The sequence below is a fragment of the Telluria sp. ZB4P34 genome, assembly GCF_059686055.1.
Genome location: NZ_JCASIF010000003.1, coordinates 339,563 through 356,212, shown reverse-complemented (window position 1 = coordinate 356,212; position 16,650 = coordinate 339,563). Strand labels below are relative to the sequence as shown.

The following is a 16,650-nucleotide window of genomic DNA, read 5'->3' as shown; positions in this document are numbered from 1 at the left end:
AGACCATCATGGAAATCCGTCCCATCCTGTCCGCCCTGATGCGGAACAAAACCGGCCCGATCCTGGTTGCGCTGCAGGTGGCGCTCAGCCTCGGTATCCTGGCCAACGCCCTGCACATCGTAAACGAACGGCGCGAAGTGGCCGCCCGTCCGTCCGGCCTGGGCAATGAGGCCGCCACCTTTTACTTCAACGTCCGCAGCCTGAACACCGACGGTCCCGAGCAGCTGCTGGCCACCATGAAGCGCGAGGCCGAGGTGCTGCGCGCGGTGCCGGGCGTGCTCGGTGTCGCCAACGTGAGCCAGATGCCGATCTCGCGCAGCGGCAGCAACAGCAGCGTGGCGCTGGACCGCGGCCAAAACCGCGAAAGCGCCGTCACCTCGCAGTACGTGTCGGGCGACTCGCTGGTCAAGGCCTTCGACCTGAAGCTCGTGGACGGCCGCGACTTCCTGCCGAACGAATACGTCGACATCAACGAGAACGAGAACCGCCAGCTGCCCCGCCCGCTGCTCATCACCAAGCCGCTGGCCGACAAGCTGTGGCCCGGCCAGTCGGCCGTCGGCAGGCGCCTGTTCTTCGGCACCGGCGACGGCGCCCAGGAGACCCAGGTCGTGGGCGTGGTAGAACGCCTGCAGAGCGCCCACGGCGAAGTCGGCGAACGCGGCGAGTTCTCAGTGCAGATTCCAGCACGGCTGTACGGGAGCCCGGGCTCGCTGTACGCCGTGCGGACCGAACCGGGCCAGCGCGACCGGGTGATGAAGGAGGCCGAGGAAGCGCTGCGCAAGTCGTCCGCCACCCCGATGATCCTGCAGGCCAAGACGGTCGAGGAAGACCGGAAGAACCGCTACCGCGCCGATCTCACCCTGTCGTGGATGCTGATCACGGTGAGCGTGCTGCTCCTCCTCATCACCTGTTCGGGCATCGTCGGCATGGCCAGCCTGTGGGTCACCCAGCGCCGCAAGCAGATCGGGGTGCGCCGCGCCCTGGGCGCGCGCAAGATCGACATCCTGCGCTACTTCATCATGGAGAACTTCATGATCACCAGCGCCGGCGTGTTCGGCGGGGTGATGTTCGGCCTGAGCCTGAACCACCTCCTGGTGACGAAACTCGAGATGGCGCGCCTGCCCTCGGCCTACCTGATCGGTGGCGGCGTGGTGTTCTGGGCGCTCGGCATCATGGCGGCCTATGGTCCGGCATGGCGCGCGGCCAGCATCTCGCCGGCGACCGCTACCCGCAGTGCTTGAGCGCAGTGCTTAACGCTAAGCAACTAGTGATATCCTTGCCGTCATGCCCACCGTACTGATCATCGACGACAACGCCGCGGTCACCATCGCGCTCGACGTGCTGTTCTCCCTCCACGACATCGCCTCGCTGCGCGCGGCGTCGCCGGAAGAGGGACTGGCCATCCTCGAGCGCGAGCCGGTGGACCTGGTGATCCAGGACATGAACTTCACGGCCGATACCACCTCGGGCGAGGAAGGCGTGGCCCTGTTCCGCGAGATCCGCCGGCGCCATCCGGACCTGCCGGTGATCCTGCTGACGGCCTGGACCCACCTCGACGCCGCGGTGGAACTGATCAAGGCCGGCGCCGCCGACTACCTGTCCAAGCCCTGGAACGACGAGCGCCTGCTGACCACGGTAACCAACCTGATCGAGCTGGGCCAGGCCAACCGGGCGCTGAACCAGCGCCTGCAGCGCGAGCGCAAGGCCAAGCGCGAGCTGGAGCAGAACTTCGACCTGCGCGGCCTGGTGTGGCAGGACCCGGCCACCGAGCGCGTGCTCACCCTGGCCTGCCAGGTGGCGCGCGCCGACGTGCCGGTGCTCATCACCGGCCCGAACGGCACCGGCAAGGAACGCATTGCCGAGATCATCCAGGCCAACTCGCAGGTGGCAGACGGTCCTTTCGTGGTGCTCAACTGCGGCGCCCTGCCCTCCGAACTGATCGAGGCCGAGCTGTTCGGGGCCGACGCCGGCGCCTACACCGGCGCCTCCAAAGCGCGCGAAGGCAAGTTCGAGGCGGCCGACGGCGGCACCCTGTTCCTCGACGAGATCGGCAACCTGCCGCTGGCCGGGCAAATGAAACTGCTGCGCGTGCTGGAAACCGGCCGCTTCGAGCGCCTCGGCTCCAACCGCGAGCGCCAGGTCAAGGTGCGGGTGATCAGCGCCACCAACGCCGACCTGGGCGCCATGATCCGCGCCGGCAGCTTTCGCGAAGACCTGTTCTACCGCCTCAACGTGATCGAACTGCGCCTGCCTCCTCTCGCCGCACGGCCGGGCGACATCCTGCCACTGGCCCTGTCCTTCCTGCGCGGGAAAACGCTGCACCCGTCGGCCGAAGCAGCGCTGCAGGCCCACACCTGGCCCGGCAACGTGCGCGAACTGAAGAATGTGATGGCGCGCGCCAGCCTGCTGGCGCAGGGTGAAGTCATCAAGGCCGCCGACCTGGGGCTGCAGGTGGCGGTGGCGCCCGCGCAGGACGCGGAACCCGACCGCGACGCCATCGTGCAGGCGCTGGCGCGTGCCGGCGGCGTAGTGGCGCAGGCCTCCGCCGAGCTCGGACTGTCGCGCCAGGCCCTGTACCGGCGCATGGAGCGGCTCGGCATCGCCAGGCCGGCATGAATAAAGGGGAGACCCGAAAAGGGTTCCGACTCTCGCTGGTCACGCGCTGGTCGGCGCTGGTCGGCACCCTGCTGGCCCTCGGCATGCTGATCGCGCTCGGGCTGGACCACGTGTTTCCCGAGCATCCCGTCCTCGTCTTCTTCGCCTGCCTGGTGGCGATCGTGCCGATCGCCGTCATCACCATCCGTTCCCAGATCCAGCCGATCCTGTCGTTGTTCCGCGCCCTCGAGGGCACGGTGACGAGCTACCGCGACGGCGATTTTTCATTCAGCCTGCACTGGCCGCAGAACGACGAGCTGGCCGACCTGATCGCCGCCCACAACGCCCTTGGCGAAGTGCTGCGCGAACAGCGCCTGGGCCTGGTGCAGCGTGAACTGCTGCTCGATACCATGGTGCAGAACACGCCGGTCGCCATGCTGCTGGTGACGGACTTCGTGGCCCGTGCGGATACCCCCGCAGCCACCCCGGCCGGCATCATCGTCTACGCCAACCTGGCGGCGCGCCAGCTGCTGTCGGAAGGACGCAAGCTGGAAGGCCATCAATTGAACGCCGTCCTGGACGGCGCCTCCCCCGCCCTGAAGGAAGCGCTGGCGCGCGGCGGCGACGGCCTGTTCACGGCCGGCGCCGCCGAGGAAGAAGAGGTCTACCACCTGGCCAGGAGCGCCTTCACGCTCAACGGCCGGCGCCACGAACTGCTGCTGCTGCGCCACCTGACCACCGAACTGCGGCGCCAGGAAGTGCAGACCTGGAAAAAAGTGATCCGCGTGATCAGCCATGAACTGAACAATTCGCTGGCGCCGCTGGCCTCGCTCGCGCACTCGGGCGCGGAGCTGGTGCGGCGCGGCCAGACCGAGCGCCTGCCGCAGATCCTGCAGACCATCGGCGAGCGCACCCGCCATCTCGAGACCTTCATCCTCGGCTACGCGCGCTTCGCCAAGCTGCCGACGCCGCGCCTGGAGGCACGGCCGTGGGACGTGTTCATCCACCGCCTGGCCGACCAGGTCGCGTTTCGCCTGTCGGGCGAGCTGCCGCCGGACCCGGCCTGGATCGACCCCGCCCAGATGGAGCAGGCCCTGCTCAACCTGCTCAAGAACGCCCACGAATCCGGTTCGCCCCCGGAGGACGTCGAGCTGCAGGTGCGCCGCGCGCAGGACGCCGTGCGCATCGACGTGCTGGACCGCGGCGCCGGCATGAGCGATACGGTGCTGGCCAATGCGCTGGTACCCTTCTATTCCACCAAGCGCAGCGGCACCGGCCTCGGGCTGGCGCTGGCGCGCGAGATCGCCGAAGCCCACGGCGGGCGCATCTCGCTCTCGAACCGCGACGGCGGCGGCCTGGCCGTCACCCTCATCCTTCCCGCGCTGCCGGGAACGCAAACCCCATGAAAGGAGACCGTACATGTTGAAACTCGTCGGCAAGGACACCTCGATCAACGTCCGCAAGGTGCTGTGGACCTGCCTCGAACTCGACCTGCCCTTCGAACGCGAAGACTGGCATGCCGGCCATGCTGCGCTCAATCCGAACGCCATGGTGCCGGTGCTGGTGGACGAGGGCTTCGTGCTGTGGGAATCGAACACGATCTGCCGCTACCTCTGCACCAGGCAGGCGGAGCAGGGCGGCAGCGCCCTGCTCCCGCCTGGTGCACGGGACCGGGCCCGGGTCGAGCAGTGGATGGACTGGCAGGCCACCGACCTGAACACGGCCTGGCGCTACGCCTTCATGGCGCTGGTGCGCAACAGCCCGGCGCACCAGGACCCGGCGCAGCTGGAAGCCGGCGTCGCCGCCTGGAACCGCCACATCGGCATCCTCGACGCCCAGCTGCGCGCCACCGGCGCCTATGCGGCGGGCAGCGCCTTCACCCTGGCCGACGTGGTGCTGGGCCTGTCGGTGAACCGCTGGATGATGACGCCGATGGACAAGCCGGCCTATCGCCACGTGGCGGCGTATTACGACCGGCTGGCCGAGCGGCCGGGGTTTCGCGAGTTCGGGCGCAACGGGATCGCGTAGGGTGGCCGGCTCTGCCGACCGCGCGTTCAAATCCGGCATGATCTGATGTACGGCTGACCAAAGTCTTGTTGAACGCGCGGTCGGCGAAGCCGGCTACGCGCCCCGGACCACCCTACGGTATCATCGGCCTGCCATGCCGCCCTCCTACACCCGCATCGATCCCCGCTTCGCCCAGCCCGGCCATCCGCCCGCCACCATCGACGAATTCGACGGGGTGCGCTTCCTGCACCTCGGCACCTCCTGGGTGCAGGGCGCGATGCGGCTGTCCAGGCCGGATGCGATCGAGCTCGAGTACGTCCAGCTGATGATGATGTGGACGCTGTTCAATGCAGCGCCGCGCCGCATCGTCCAGCTGGGCCTGGGCAGCGCGGCGCTCACCAAGTTCTGCTACCGCCGCTTTCCGCAGGCGCGCGTGCAGGCCGCCGAGCTGAATCCGAACGTGATCGCCATCTGCCGCGCGCTGTTCGGCCTGCCCGAGAACGACGGGCGGCTCGACGTACGCGAGATGAATGCGCTCGACTTCGTGCGCGATGCCCGCAACCTTGGCCAGGTCGACGTGCTGCAGGTCGACCTGTACGACCACGAGGCGCGCGGCCCGGCGCTCGATTCGCTGGAGTTCTACCAGGGCTGTCACGACTGCCTGGCGGACGACGGTATCATGACCGCCAACGTGTTCGGCGAAATCAGCAGCTACGACAGGAACCTGCTCACCATGCAGCAGGTATTCGACGCGGTGGTCTGGCTACCGGAAGTGCATGACGCGAACATCGTGGTCCTGGCCTTCAAACACGCCCCGCAGCTCGACTTTTCGCTGTTGTACGAGCGCGCCAACGAGATCCGGCGGCACCTGAACCTGCCGGCCAGGAAATGGGTCGACGGCCTGAAGGAGTGGATGCGCGACCACGCGCACGGCAACTAGCGCCCCTGGACGCCCGGCCGCGTGCTGCGAAGGAAACCGGCATACGAGCGCGCGCTTTCCTCGGGCGCTTCCATCATCGGCAGGTGGCCGATATCCGGGAGGATGCGCATGTCGAGGTGCGGAAGCAGGGTTTTCAGGGTTCGAGCGCCCGAGACGTCGAACACCTTGTCATGTCTGCCCCACAATGCCAGCGAGGGCACGCTCACCTTGCCGATGTGCTCCTGCAGCAGGTAGCGGTCCTTCAGCTGTTTTTCCCATAGCAGCCAGTTCGATCCGGCGTTCGCGATGGCCTGCTTTTCCGCTGCCTGGAAGATGGGGTAAGGGATGAAAGGCCGCTTGGCAAACACCAGGTTCAGCATCGCGTCGAATTCCCTGGCATTGCTCGCCACCAGCGGCGCCTGGCCGGATTCGATCAGCTTGTCCATCTCGCTGGCCTTATCGGAACGAATGCCATGCGGCGCCCCGACAAACGCCAGGCTGGCCACGCGCTCCGGATAGCGGACCGCGAACAGGGCAGCGATGGTGCCGCCCATGGAATTGCCGGCGATGTGGGCGCGGGCGATGCCGAGGGAATCCATGAACTGCCTGAGTCGTTCCGTTTGCGCCGCGTAGTCGTACTGCTGGCCGGTGTGCCGGCTGCTTTCGCCATAGCCCGGGAGGTCGGGCGCGACCACATGGTATTGCCCGGTGAGATGGCGTGCGAAATCCACCCAATGGTCTTTCTCCGCAAAGATGCCGTGCAGGAGCAGCACGGTCTCGCCGCGGCCGCCCTCCAGATAATGGACCGTATGCCGGTCGACCGTACCGGTCTTTTCCTCGAGGCCGGACAGACTCCGGTTCAGGGCCAGCAAGGGCTCCCTGAAGGTGTCGGGGACGCTGTAATATGCGGTAGCGGTGACGGCCGCCAGGAATGCTGCCGACCAGAGAGCGATACGCTTCATTCGATCTTTTTCGTTTGCATGTGTTCGCCGCGCAGGCTACAGCAATGGACCGACAAAAACTTGTACATTTGGGCTATGCAGAAACCAGTACGCGGCAATACCCTCGCCATCCATGGCGACCGTGCGCTCTACATCGGCGAGTTGGGCGCCACCGGCTGGCACCGGCATGCCTGCCCGGTGCTGCTGATCGGCCTGTCCGGCCGCTTCGCCGTCCAGGTGCCGGGACAGCATGCGCAAACCTGTCATAGCGCCCTGGTCGACGCCGGTGTCGACCATGTTTTCGATCCGCGCGGAGAACAGGTGGCGCTGATCTACCTGGAACCGGACGCGATCGAATCGCGCCAGTTGCGGCGCCGTTTCCTCAGCGAGGGGCCGGTGATCTGGGACCCGGCCGTGCGCCCCGGAGACAAGTTCGCCTATGCCAGCCGTCTCGCCAGCTTCGACCTGGCCTCGCTGCTGCAGCAGGAATGTCCCCAGCCCTTGATGCTCGATCCGCGCGTGGCCGCCAGCGTGCAGGCCCTGCGCGGGCAGCAGCCATGCAAGGGACGCGCTGTGCTGGCTGCGGCGGCCGCCCTGTCCGAATCCCGCTTCAATCATCTGTTCCGGGAAGAAACCGGTGTCAGTTTCCGCAGCTACCGACAGTGGTCCCAACTGCGGGCGGCCATGGCGCGGATCGACATGTCGCGCACACTCACCGACGCCGCACTCGAAGGCGGATTCACCGACTCCGCGCATTTCAGTCGCACTTTTCGCAAGACCTTCGGCATGACGCCGTCCAGCGTCCTCAAGCCCTTGCGCGACATTCAGTCCAGCCAATTTTTACTCAGTCAGACCAATATGTAAATTGGTCTTGCCAATTCTTGTGCTTCGGGCCACCATGGCACGGCCGGCGCCTGCATGTGCGCAAGGCGTCGTGCCGGTAAAAAACAAGATTGGAGACGAAGAATGCGTTCAAAGAATTCCGGCGGCGTCGATCGCCGCACAGTACTGAAGACGGCCGGCGCGGCGGGCCTGTTGCTCGCCACCGGCGCCTACGCGGCCACTGCACGCAAGCGCTATGCCGTCGTCGGCGTGGGTTCGCGTGCGCGCATGTTCACCAATGCCATGACCGGCAAGTTCCGCGACACCAGCGAAGTCGTCGCCATCTGCGACCGGAACGCCGGCCGCCTGGCGCGCGCCGTGAAGCTCGTCACCGAAACCGGCGCCAGCCAGCCCAGGGGCTACGCCGCCGCCGACTTCGACCGCATGATCCGCGAGACCAGGCCGCAGTTCGTGATCGTCACCACCCCCGACGCCAGCCACGACGACTACATCGTGCGCGCCCTCGACGCGGGCTGCGACGTGATCACGGAAAAGCCGATGACCACCACTGCAGAGAAGGCGCAGCGCATCATCGACGCCGTCAAGCGCAGCGGACGCCAGGTGCGCGTCACCTTCAACTACCGCTATTCGCCACCGCGCACCCAGATCAAGGAGCTCCTGATGTCGGGCGAGATCGGCGACGTCATCTCCGTGGACTTCACCTGGCTGCTCAACACCGTGCACGGCGCCGACTACTTCCGCCGCTGGCACGCCAGCAAGGCCAATTCGGGCGGCCTGATGGTGCACAAGTCGACCCACCACTTCGACCTGGTCAACTGGTGGCTCGGCGCCCAGCCCGAGACCGTGCACGCCTTCGGTTCGCGCCAGTTCTACACGCCGGAGACGGCGCGCCGTATGGGCCTGTCGGGCCCGCACGAGCGCTGCCTCACCTGTCCGGAAAAGCAGAAGTGCAGCTTCTACTTCGACCTCGCATCCGATCCTGGGCTGAAAGCCCTCTACCTCGACAACGAAAAGTACGACGGCTACTACCGCGACCAGTGCGTGTGGCGCCCCAGCATCGACATCGAGGACACCATGAACGTGATGGTCCGCTACGACAACGGCGCGCACCTGAACTATGCGCTGTCGGCCTATGACGCCTGGGAGGGCTACCACATCGCCTTCAACGGCACCAAGGGACGAATCGAGCACCGCATCGTCGAATCCGGCGGCGCGGCAGGCGCGGCCAAGGTGCAGAGCGGCAGCGAGAGCGTGTCGATCCGCGTGATCCCGATGCGCGGCCAGCCGCGCGACATCGAACCGATCATCGGCAAGGGCAGCCATGGCGGCGGCGACGACGTCATGCTCACCGAGATCTTCGGCGAGGGCCCGCCCGACAAGTACAAGCGCGCCTCCGACGAGCGCGCCGGCGCCTGGTCGGCCCTGGTCGGGATCGCGGCGAACAAGTGCTTCCAGACGGGGCAGACGGTGCGTGTCGCCGACCTGGTCACCGGCCTCACCCCGCCGGAGCGCGCGCCGATGCCGGACCGCCGTGCGCCGGTGCCGATGCCGGCCCGGATCAAGATTCCCTGACCGCCCCCTAGCGGCACACCCCGCCATCCCCCCCGTTCTGCTGCGAAGCAGGACGGGGTTCTGTTTTTTCGGCGCTTGGCAAGCCTGTTTGCGTGAATAGAGCGAATCACCTAAAAGTGTTGTGTATTGCACAGCTCACCCTTGTCTTTACGAAAATGTTTGTCCAGAATCAATTCGTCTTGGTTATAGAAGACCTAGCTTTTGTGATGGCATAAACAAACTCAACAAGGGGACAAGATGGTGAATCAACCGAAGAAACGGGTGTTGCTGGCGACGGCACTGGTATCGGCGATGGCGTCGGCGTTCGCGCAGGAAGCTGCGAACAGCCAGGCGCAAGGCCAGAACGACACGGCGACCGCGCCGTCGACCGTTGTCGTGCTGGGGTCGCGCACCCAGGCCAAGACCGCGCTCGACACCGCCGTGCCGGTGGGCCTGATCAGTGCCAAGGACCTGCAGTCGGCCGGCTCGCTCGAACTCGGCAAGGTGCTGCAGGACCTCGACCCGTCGTTCAACTTCACGACGACCTTCATCAGCGATGGCACCGACATCATCCGCCCCGCAACCCTGCGCGGCCTCGGTCCCGACCAGCTGCTGGTGCTGGTGAACGGCAAGCGCCGCCACCAGCAGGCGCTGGTCAATGTCCAGCAGACCATTGGCCGCGGCTCGGCCGGCACCGACATCAATGCGATTCCCCTGTCCGCGATCCAGTCGATCGAAGTGCTGCGCGACGGCGCCGCCGCCCAATACGGCTCGGATGCGATCGCCGGCGTGATCAATATCGTGCTCAAGAAAGGCGTCACCGACACCCAGCTCAGCGCGAGCGCCGGCACCACCAGCGAAGGCGACGGCGACACCTATACCGGCAGCGCCCACAAGGGCATCCTTCTTGGCGCGGACGGCGGCTACCTGAACCTGTCGGTGGAAGGCCGGCGCCGCAACGAGACCAACCGCGCCGGCGTGGACACGCTGCGCGTGAACCCGCCCCGCGTGACCCAGCGCATCGGCGACAGCCTGGCCAAGGATGCCTACCTGTGGATGAATGCCGCGCTGCCGGTCGGCGCCGGCGAACTGTATGCCTTCGGCGGCGCCTCCAGGCGCACCGGCGACGCGGCCGGCTTCTTCCGTTCGGCCGGCGACGCGCGCAACGTGCCGGCCGTGTATCCGAATGGCTTCCTGCCGAACATCAACACCACCGTCAAGGATTCCTCGCTGGCCGTCGGCTACAAGCAGGACCTGGCGAACGACTGGAGCGTGGACCTGAGCCTCAACCACGGCCGCAGCGAACTCGGTTTCCACGAGAGCAATTCGATCAACGTCAGCTACTACTACGAGAACGGCAGTTCTCCTCTGGAAGCCGACACCGGCAAGCTGAAGTTCAACCAGACCACGCTGAACCTCGATTTCAAGGGCTCGGTCGACTTTGCCGGCGCCCCGCTCTACATCGGCACCGGCTTCGAATGGCGCCGGGATAACTACCAGATCGTGGCAGGCGACCCGGTCTCCTACCAGTACGGCCGTACCAACGATCCGCGCAAGGTCATCCGCGACCAGACCGGCGGCATTGCAGCCTCGGGCATCCAGGGCTTCCCTGGCTACACGCCGGGCACCGAAGTGGACGACGGCCGCCACAACACCGCCTATTACGTCGACTTCGAACGCAAGGCAGGCGACGCGCTGTCGCTGGGCGCGGCCCTGCGCCACGAGCGTTATTCGGACTTCGGCAATACCACCATCGGCAAGCTGAGCATGCGCTACGACCCGTCGCGCACCATCGGCCTGCGCGCCAGCGCCTCGACCGGTTTTCGCGCGCCGGGCGTGCAGCAGAAGTTCTACAGCTCGGTGTCGACCAACCTGAACGCCGCCGGCGTGCTGACCGAAACCCTGACCGCGCGCGAGAACAGCGCCGTCACCCGCGCGTTCGGCATCGCCCCGCTGCAGGAAGAGACCTCGAAGAGCGCCAGCATCGGCATGATCCTGCGTCCGACAAACAACTTCTCGGTGACGGCCGACCTGTACCGTACCAACATCGACGACCGCATCGTGTTCTCGTCGAACATCGCGCCGGAATCGGGCCCTTGCGCCACCGCGGCCGCCTGCCCGATCAAGGCCATCCTCGATCCGCTGCGCGTGGGCCAGGCCCAGTTCTTCACCAACGCCATCGACACCACCACCACCGGCTTCGACCTGGTGGCCCAGCACACCACGCGCGGCCAGGGCTCGACCCTGGTGCTGTCCGGCCAGCTCGGCTTCAACCGCACGGAGGTCAAGGACCGCCACTCGCAGTCCTCGGTGCTCACCGGCGCCCAGCTGTTCGACGACACCCAGGTGACGCTGATCGAGAAGGGCCAGCCGCGCCAGCACCACGTGGTGGCGGCCGACTACACCATCGGCCAGTGGAACGCGACGGCGCGCGCCAACTACTTCGGCGAGGTCGAGGGCCAGGGCTTCACCCCCGGCTTCATCCAGACCTGGTCGGCCAAGTGGATCCTCGACCTGACCGGCCGCTACAACTTCACCAGGAAACTGAGCCTGTCGGCGGGCATCAACAACGTGTTCGACACCTACCCGACCAAGTGGGATCCAGTCAAGGCGGCGCCCTTCCCGCAGCTGGGCTTCACCTACTGCTGGGAGACCTGCCCGTTCGGCATCAACGGCCGCTCGATGTACGCGAAGGTGGATTACGCGTTCTGAGGCAGCCTGCCCTGTCCCTGCAACCCGCGCCTGGCGCGGGTTTTTTCATGGGGAAGTGGATTTTGCTTGACCATGACACTGGTGTCAGGCCCCAAGCTGGTTCACGGCTCGGGCGATGGCGCCCGGCAGCACGCAAAGGTCGACCATCATGCACATCACACGCTTTCCCGTTCGCCATTCGGCCCTCCTTGCCACCCTGGCGCTCGCAGCCCTGCTGGCGCCCCCGGCGCATGCCGACGACCAGGCCCGTGCATCGCAACCCGCCTGCGGCGTCTGCCCGCCCGACGCGGCGGCTGCCACGCCGGCCACCCTGGTGCGTGCGCTGTACGACATCGTGTCCGGGCCTCCCCATGGCGCGAAAGACTGGGCGCGCCTGGCGCGGCTGCACGCCCCGGGCGCGCTGATCACGCCTACCCAGCACGGCGCCGGCGCCGTGTTCGCGGCCGCGCCCCAGCCCCTGTCGCAATTCATCGAACTGAACAAACGCCTGTTCTCGACGCGCGGCTTCTTCGAGCGCGAAGTGTTCCAGCGCGTGCAGCGCTTCGGTCACATCGCGCACGTCTGGAGCGGCTACGAAACGCGCGAACAGGCGGAAGGGCCGGTGCAGGCGCGCGGTGTCAACAGCTTCCAGTTACTCTACGATGGACAGCGCTGGTGCGTGCTGTCGGCCACCTGGGACACCGATACCGCAGCACATCCGATGCCGCAGCCGGACAGCCTGGACGTGGCAAAATAGGCGCCCGGCGAAGGAGGAGAAGCGCATGTTGATCGGCGAGTTGGCGAAAAGGGCAGGATGCAGCGTGCGCGTCATCCGCCATTACGAGAAGGCTGGGCTCTTGAACTCCGTGCGCCGCGAAAACGGCTACCGTCATTTCGACGAAACGGCCGTGGAGAACGTGCAGCGCGTGCGGGTGCTGATCCAGAACGGCTTCAATCTCGATGAGATCCGTCCGGTGGCATCCTTGCACGATACCCGCTCGCGCCGGCTGGTGTGCGCCGACGTCATCCGTCTTTACGAGGAAAAGGTGGGCGACATCGATCGGCGTATCGCCGAGCTGACCGAGCTGCGCGACCGGGCCAGGCAACGCCTGCAGGTGCTGGTCGAACAGCGCCTGCAGGGCGGGCCGGCGGAATACGACTCATCCGGCGGTTGATCAGGCTTTTCCGGTGAGTACAGCGGTGTTCTAGCGCCGGTCCGCTTTCGCCCGCGCCAGGTAGGCCCGCAGGTCGTCGAAGGTGACTGCGCCGCGGCGCCCGGTGTCGATGGCGTCGAAATGCCGGGCGACGAAGCCGAAGCCCTTGGCTTCTTCCGGCGACAGCCTGCCGTCGCCATTGACGTCGGCGGCCCGGAACTGCCCCTCCAGCTTGGCCAGCGCCTGCGCACGCAGCGCCTCCCCGGTCGCCGCCGACGCAGCCGGACGGTTGCGCAGCGCTTCCGGCACCTGCGCGTCGACGCCGAGCTGCCCCTGCGCGGACGCCGCACCCGCTACACCCAGGAGTAGAAACAAGAGATGCATGGTCTTCATTGTGCCACCGATACGCTGTTGTAGAAAGCGCGCAGGTCGGCCTCCTGGAGGCGGCGCACTTTATCGTCGAGATAGCTCATGTGCCCGCTCTCGTAGTTGCGGATCTGGATGTTCGGATTGGGGCCCAGGCGCGCAAGGTCCAACTCGTTCTGGTAGAAGGGGGTGGCCAGGTCGAAGTAGCCGCCGATGGCCATAATCTTCAGCGCCGGGTTGAGCGTGATGGCGGCGGCCAGGTCCGGGATCGTGTCAGGCACTGACTTGCCGTCGTGGCTGAAGTTCCAGTTGTTGATGACGTTGGCCGAGCTCAGGTAGGGCGTGCTCGCCGTATAGCGCAGTTCATTCTTGATGTACGTGGGAATGGTGCTGGTGAAGACACCGCCCACCAGCGTCATGGACGGGTCGCCGCCGGTCGCCAGCGCACTGCCGACGGGCGCCTTGACCCGGGCGTCGTAGCGTCCGATCACCTGCCCGGTCTGGAAGCGCGCGCGGTAGGCGCCCGGCACCATCGAAAGATCCTGGCGCCAGGTCAGCGCCGGCACGCCGGTGTAGGTAGCGAGCTGCGTCACGGTGGCGTCGCTCGGCGGCGTGCCGTTGGCAAGGAAGGCGCCGACCTCGCTGCGGTAGGGGCCGGCCGCGAAATCGCGCACGCGCTGCAGCACCGACGAGAAGTCGGCCGGCAAGCTGCCGGTCTGGTGGTAGGCCGCCACGGCCGCATAGCTCGGCAGGTAGCCTTCGCAGCTGACCTGGCCCGGATTGAACACGCCGCAGTTGGAGTTGTAGTTCAGGGCGGGCGACTGCAGCATCACGCCGGCGACGCGCACCCCGGCGCTCTCGAGCAGGTTGGCCATGATGGCCGCGCGCGGCCCGCCGTAGGATTCGCCGAACAGGTACAGCGGCGAGGCCTGGCGGTTGTTGACCGCGATATAGCGCCGCACAAAGTCGCGGAAGGCCGCCGCATCCGAGTCGACGCCCCAGAACTGCGCATTGGTGCGCGGCGCGATCGCCTGCGAATACCCGGTGCCGATGGCGTCGACGAAGACCAGGTCGGAATGGTCCAGCAAGGTTTCCTGGTTGTCGACCAGTTGCGGCGGGGTCGCGGGCGGCTCGGTAGACGGGAAGGTGGTGGCGATGCGGCGCGGTCCGAAGGAACCGAGGTGCAGCCAGATCGACGCCGAGCCAGGGCCGCCGTTGTAGAAGAAGGTGATCGGCCGCTGCGCCGCCGGCAGCGTGCCGGCGGTATAGGCCACGTAGAAGAACGAGGCGGCGGGCTGGCCGGTCTGCAAATCCGTGGCCGTCAGGTGGCCGGTGGTGGCCGTGTAGTTGAACTGCTTGCCATCCAGGTTGATGCTCGCCTGTACCTTGGCGGCGCCCTCTACCCCGTTCGCCAGCGCGGCCGTGGGCGCGCCCGAATAGCTGACTGGATCGGAGTAGCTGCCGGGCAGTTCCGCGACCGGCGGGGGCGGCTGCGGCGCCGGCGCCGGGGCCGGTGCGCTGCCGCCACCGCCGCCGCAGGCGGCCAGGGTGGCTGCAAGAAGAATGCCGGCCAACCTGTGGGCCGGGCCGGCGCGGGGCGACGCTTGGGTGGACGCTTGAGTGGCCATCATCTTCCTGGTGGAAATAGGCAGGGATGAGGCCGATTATGCACCGACTATGGAAAAACTCAACAATAATCACATGGCAAACGCAGGGAGCGTGATGTGTGCGACGGGGGAGAGGATCGCGATCGCCGGTCCCGGCGATGGAATCAAGCTTGGGTATCCCGCGGGCCAAGCACGTCCCCAAGTTCCTGCTGGAGTTGTTCCGCCTTCTCCGGCGTCGGTGCGTGGGCGATCGCCAATGCGGCAGCGGCCCTGGCTTCAGGCTTCCTGCCCAATGCGTACAGGATGTGCGCCTCTTCGAACCGCGTCAGCCAGATAGGCGGCGCGTGGCTGATCGCAGGCGCCAGGATGTCGAGGGCGCGCGCATGCTCGCCAAGCCGGCGCAGATGATTGGCGAGGAAGTAGCGCGCCATGTACAGCCCCGGCATCGCTTCCTCACTCCCCTGTGCGATCTCGGCTGCCAGGGCCTTTTCCAGCTGGCTCGTTGCTTCATCATGCCGCCCAAGCTGGTTCAATACGCAGGCAAACTCCCCGTGGTACGTCGGCAGCGCGTAGTGTTGTGGGTCAGCCAAAGCAATCGCTTCCTGATAGAGCAGGCAAGACTGCGCATGCTGACCGGCTTGCCACTGGTCGAACGCTGCTTTCGCGAGTGTCGATGCCCTTGCCTGATCGATCATGGGGTGTCAAAGTTTCGTATGGCCATCGGGATATCGCACGGCCTGGCGCGATGTCACGATGAACGGTCGTGGCCGAACCCGGCCGTTCATTGTAAGGCAGCCGCCGCCCATATGGGCGGCGGGGGGAACGCAGGCCCGCCGCTTACAAGGTTTTGACGGTCCCGCCGTCGATGCGGTGTTCGGACCCTGAAATCGACGCGGCGCGCGGGGACGCCAGAAAGACGATCAGGTCGGCCACTTCCTGGGGCGTGGCCGGCCTGCCGAGCGGGATGCCGCCCAGTGCGTCCATGACAAGCTGCTTGCCTCCCTCGTAGTCCGTCCCGGCCTGGGCGGCAAGCCGTTCCGCCAGCCCCACGGAGGCCTCGGTCTCGATCCATCCCGGCGCGACGGACAGCACACGCACGCCCTTGGGCATGACTTCCTTTGCAAGGGACTTGCTGTACGTGGTGAGCGCCGTCTTGGCGGCAGCATAGGCGGTGGTGGACTCCGGCAGGGGCAACACGCGCTGGATCGAGCCGACATGGATGACGACGCCCGAGCCCTGGGCGAGCATCGCGGGCACCAGCGCGCGATCCAGGCGCACGGCAGACAGCAGGTTCAGGTTCAGCTCCGCCAGCCAATGCGCGTCGCTGATGGCGGCGAAGCCACCGCCAGGCGTGCCCGAGCCGCCCAGCACATTGATCACGATGTCGACACCGCCCCAGTCCTTCAGGACGGTCTGGGCGACGTGGGCCACGCCTTCGGCCGTCGTCAGGTCGGAAGAGATGTAGCTGACGCCATCCAGGGGCCTTGCCGGAAGCTTGCGCGCGGACGTCGCCACCTGGACGCCGGCGTCCAGCAGGGTTTGCACGACCGCGGCGCCCAGGCCCATCGTGCCGCCGGTGACCACTGCGCGCATGCCATGCAGTCGAAGGTCGAAGCTCATACGGTGATCTCCAGGCTGGCGATCAGGCCGCGCTCGAGGCGGAAACATAGCCTGAGATCGATCGGGCTGTTCGGAAAACTGCCGGCCACGTGGCAGGAGACCACATGCACGCCGTCGATCAGCGCTACCGAGAACGGCTCGGTGGTGTAGGTGTACAGCGTGGACGACTCGGCCTTCCATGCCTTGATCGCCTCGCGGCCGGTGTGGGTCTGCCCCTCGTCTTTCACGACGGCCTGCGGCGTGAAACAGCGCGCGACCTCATCGGGGCCTTGGGTGTCGGCCGCCAGGTAGGCGGCAATGGGTTCGGGAAGGGTAAAAGCTGACATGGCGGACTCCTTGGTTGACGAGCTTCCAGC

Annotated in this window: 16 protein-coding genes; 10 read left to right on the top strand and 6 right to left on the bottom strand. The window is 66.6% G+C overall.

All coding sequences use genetic code 11. The features are described 5' to 3' along the window. The first annotated feature begins 8 nt into the window (after positions 1-8). From AC56KL_RS08450 to AC56KL_RS08430, 5 genes are all read left to right on the top strand, one after another. Positions 9-1,241: an ABC transporter permease gene (locus tag AC56KL_RS08450; RefSeq protein ID WP_497179712.1), complete on the top strand. Its 1,233-nt coding sequence runs from the start codon at positions 9-11 to the stop codon at positions 1,239-1,241. A gap of 43 nt (positions 1,242-1,284) precedes the next feature. Further along, on the top strand, positions 1,285-2,616 hold the full coding sequence (locus AC56KL_RS08445) for a sigma-54-dependent transcriptional regulator (RefSeq protein ID WP_497179711.1): 1,332 nt from the start codon (positions 1,285-1,287) through the stop codon (positions 2,614-2,616). After that, on the top strand, positions 2,613-4,001 hold the full coding sequence (locus AC56KL_RS08440) for a sensor histidine kinase (RefSeq protein ID WP_497179710.1): 1,389 nt from the start codon (positions 2,613-2,615) through the stop codon (positions 3,999-4,001). The genes AC56KL_RS08445 and AC56KL_RS08440 overlap by 4 nt, the downstream gene beginning before the upstream one ends. A 13-nt stretch (positions 4,002-4,014) precedes the next feature. Beyond that, the gene (locus AC56KL_RS08435) at positions 4,015-4,623 is read left to right on the top strand and encodes a glutathione S-transferase family protein (RefSeq protein ID WP_497179709.1); all 609 of its coding nucleotides are present in this window, start codon (positions 4,015-4,017) and stop codon (positions 4,621-4,623) included. A gap of 133 nt (positions 4,624-4,756) precedes the next feature. Next, the gene (locus tag AC56KL_RS08430; protein WP_497179708.1) at positions 4,757-5,542 is read left to right on the top strand and encodes a spermine/spermidine synthase domain-containing protein; all 786 of its coding nucleotides are present in this window, start codon (positions 4,757-4,759) and stop codon (positions 5,540-5,542) included. On the opposite strand, the gene AC56KL_RS08425 is transcribed toward AC56KL_RS08430, so the two are convergent. Then, on the bottom strand, positions 5,539-6,483 hold the full coding sequence (locus AC56KL_RS08425) for an alpha/beta fold hydrolase (RefSeq protein WP_497179707.1): 945 nt from the start codon (positions 6,481-6,483) through the stop codon (positions 5,539-5,541). The genes AC56KL_RS08430 and AC56KL_RS08425 overlap by 4 nt on opposite strands. A gap of 75 nt (positions 6,484-6,558) precedes the next feature. On the opposite strand from AC56KL_RS08425, the gene AC56KL_RS08420 reads away from it, so the two are divergent. The 5 genes from AC56KL_RS08420 (at position 6,559) to AC56KL_RS08400 (ending at position 12,722) form a co-directional block, all read left to right on the top strand. After that, positions 6,559-7,326 carry a helix-turn-helix transcriptional regulator gene (locus tag AC56KL_RS08420; protein WP_497179706.1) on the top strand — a complete coding sequence of 256 codons (768 nt, stop codon included), beginning with the start codon at positions 6,559-6,561 and terminating at the stop codon, positions 7,324-7,326. Positions 7,327-7,428: 102 nt separating this feature from the next. Further along, positions 7,429-8,877, top strand: a complete 1,449-nt coding sequence (locus AC56KL_RS08415; protein WP_497179705.1) for a Gfo/Idh/MocA family protein — start codon at positions 7,429-7,431, stop codon at positions 8,875-8,877. A 237-nt stretch (positions 8,878-9,114) separates the two neighbouring features. Further along, complete coding sequence (locus tag AC56KL_RS08410; protein WP_497179704.1) at positions 9,115-11,568, top strand: TonB-dependent receptor plug domain-containing protein; 2,454 nt, start codon at positions 9,115-9,117, stop codon at positions 11,566-11,568. A gap of 148 nt (positions 11,569-11,716) precedes the next feature. Further along, positions 11,717-12,304, top strand: coding sequence for a hypothetical protein (locus tag AC56KL_RS08405; protein WP_497179703.1), 588 nt, complete (start codon positions 11,717-11,719; stop codon positions 12,302-12,304). A gap of 25 nt (positions 12,305-12,329) precedes the next feature. Beyond that, positions 12,330-12,722 carry a MerR family transcriptional regulator gene (locus tag AC56KL_RS08400; RefSeq protein WP_497179702.1) on the top strand — a complete coding sequence of 131 codons (393 nt, stop codon included), beginning with the start codon at positions 12,330-12,332 and terminating at the stop codon, positions 12,720-12,722. Between the two features lie 30 nt (positions 12,723-12,752). Here AC56KL_RS08400 and AC56KL_RS08395 read toward each other — a convergent pair whose 3' ends face one another. From AC56KL_RS08395 to AC56KL_RS08375, 5 genes are all read right to left on the bottom strand, one after another. Then, positions 12,753-13,085 (bottom strand): EF-hand domain-containing protein, encoded by a 333-nt coding sequence (locus AC56KL_RS08395; protein ID WP_497179701.1) that lies wholly within the window; start codon positions 13,083-13,085, stop codon positions 12,753-12,755. A 5-nt stretch (positions 13,086-13,090) separates the two neighbouring features. After that, on the bottom strand, positions 13,091-14,695 hold the full coding sequence (locus tag AC56KL_RS08390) for a S10 family peptidase (RefSeq protein WP_497179700.1): 1,605 nt from the start codon (positions 14,693-14,695) through the stop codon (positions 13,091-13,093). 143 nt (positions 14,696-14,838) lie between these two features. Further along, the gene (locus tag AC56KL_RS08385) at positions 14,839-15,369 is read right to left on the bottom strand and encodes a hypothetical protein (protein WP_497179699.1); all 531 of its coding nucleotides are present in this window, start codon (positions 15,367-15,369) and stop codon (positions 14,839-14,841) included. Positions 15,370-15,511: 142 nt separating this feature from the next. After that, a complete protein-coding gene (locus AC56KL_RS08380) occupies positions 15,512-16,294 on the bottom strand; it encodes an SDR family oxidoreductase (RefSeq protein ID WP_497179698.1) in 783 nt (260 codons plus the stop codon). Continuing rightward, positions 16,291-16,620 carry a nuclear transport factor 2-like protein gene (locus AC56KL_RS08375; protein ID WP_497179697.1) on the bottom strand — a complete coding sequence of 110 codons (330 nt, stop codon included), beginning with the start codon at positions 16,618-16,620 and terminating at the stop codon, positions 16,291-16,293. Before AC56KL_RS08375 ends, AC56KL_RS08380 begins: the two co-directional genes overlap by 4 nt. Between the last annotated feature and the right edge of the window lie 30 nt (positions 16,621-16,650).

What these genes read in the sequence shown, in the direction of transcription:
- AC56KL_RS08450 (WP_497179712.1), top strand. Translation starts at nt 9, where the DNA reads ATGGAAATCCGTCCCATCCTGTCCGCCCTGATGCGGAACAAAACCGGC.
- AC56KL_RS08445 (WP_497179711.1), top strand. Translation starts at nt 1,285, where the DNA reads ATGCCCACCGTACTGATCATCGACGACAACGCCGCGGTCACCATCGCG.
- AC56KL_RS08440 (WP_497179710.1), top strand. Translation starts at nt 2,613, where the DNA reads ATGAATAAAGGGGAGACCCGAAAAGGGTTCCGACTCTCGCTGGTCACG.
- AC56KL_RS08435 (WP_497179709.1), top strand. Translation starts at nt 4,015, where the DNA reads ATGTTGAAACTCGTCGGCAAGGACACCTCGATCAACGTCCGCAAGGTG.
- AC56KL_RS08430 (WP_497179708.1), top strand. Translation starts at nt 4,757, where the DNA reads ATGCCGCCCTCCTACACCCGCATCGATCCCCGCTTCGCCCAGCCCGGC.
- AC56KL_RS08425 (WP_497179707.1), bottom strand. Translation starts at nt 6,483, where the DNA reads ATGAAGCGTATCGCTCTCTGGTCGGCAGCATTCCTGGCGGCCGTCACC.
- AC56KL_RS08420 (WP_497179706.1), top strand. Translation starts at nt 6,559, where the DNA reads ATGCAGAAACCAGTACGCGGCAATACCCTCGCCATCCATGGCGACCGT.
- AC56KL_RS08415 (WP_497179705.1), top strand. Translation starts at nt 7,429, where the DNA reads ATGCGTTCAAAGAATTCCGGCGGCGTCGATCGCCGCACAGTACTGAAG.
- AC56KL_RS08410 (WP_497179704.1), top strand. Translation starts at nt 9,115, where the DNA reads ATGGTGAATCAACCGAAGAAACGGGTGTTGCTGGCGACGGCACTGGTA.
- AC56KL_RS08405 (WP_497179703.1), top strand. Translation starts at nt 11,717, where the DNA reads ATGCACATCACACGCTTTCCCGTTCGCCATTCGGCCCTCCTTGCCACC.
- AC56KL_RS08400 (WP_497179702.1), top strand. Translation starts at nt 12,330, where the DNA reads ATGTTGATCGGCGAGTTGGCGAAAAGGGCAGGATGCAGCGTGCGCGTC.
- AC56KL_RS08395 (WP_497179701.1), bottom strand. Translation starts at nt 13,085, where the DNA reads ATGCATCTCTTGTTTCTACTCCTGGGTGTAGCGGGTGCGGCGTCCGCG.
- AC56KL_RS08390 (WP_497179700.1), bottom strand. Translation starts at nt 14,695, where the DNA reads ATGGCCACTCAAGCGTCCACCCAAGCGTCGCCCCGCGCCGGCCCGGCC.
- AC56KL_RS08385 (WP_497179699.1), bottom strand. Translation starts at nt 15,369, where the DNA reads ATGATCGATCAGGCAAGGGCATCGACACTCGCGAAAGCAGCGTTCGAC.
- AC56KL_RS08380 (WP_497179698.1), bottom strand. Translation starts at nt 16,294, where the DNA reads ATGAGCTTCGACCTTCGACTGCATGGCATGCGCGCAGTGGTCACCGGC.
- AC56KL_RS08375 (WP_497179697.1), bottom strand. Translation starts at nt 16,620, where the DNA reads ATGTCAGCTTTTACCCTTCCCGAACCCATTGCCGCCTACCTGGCGGCC.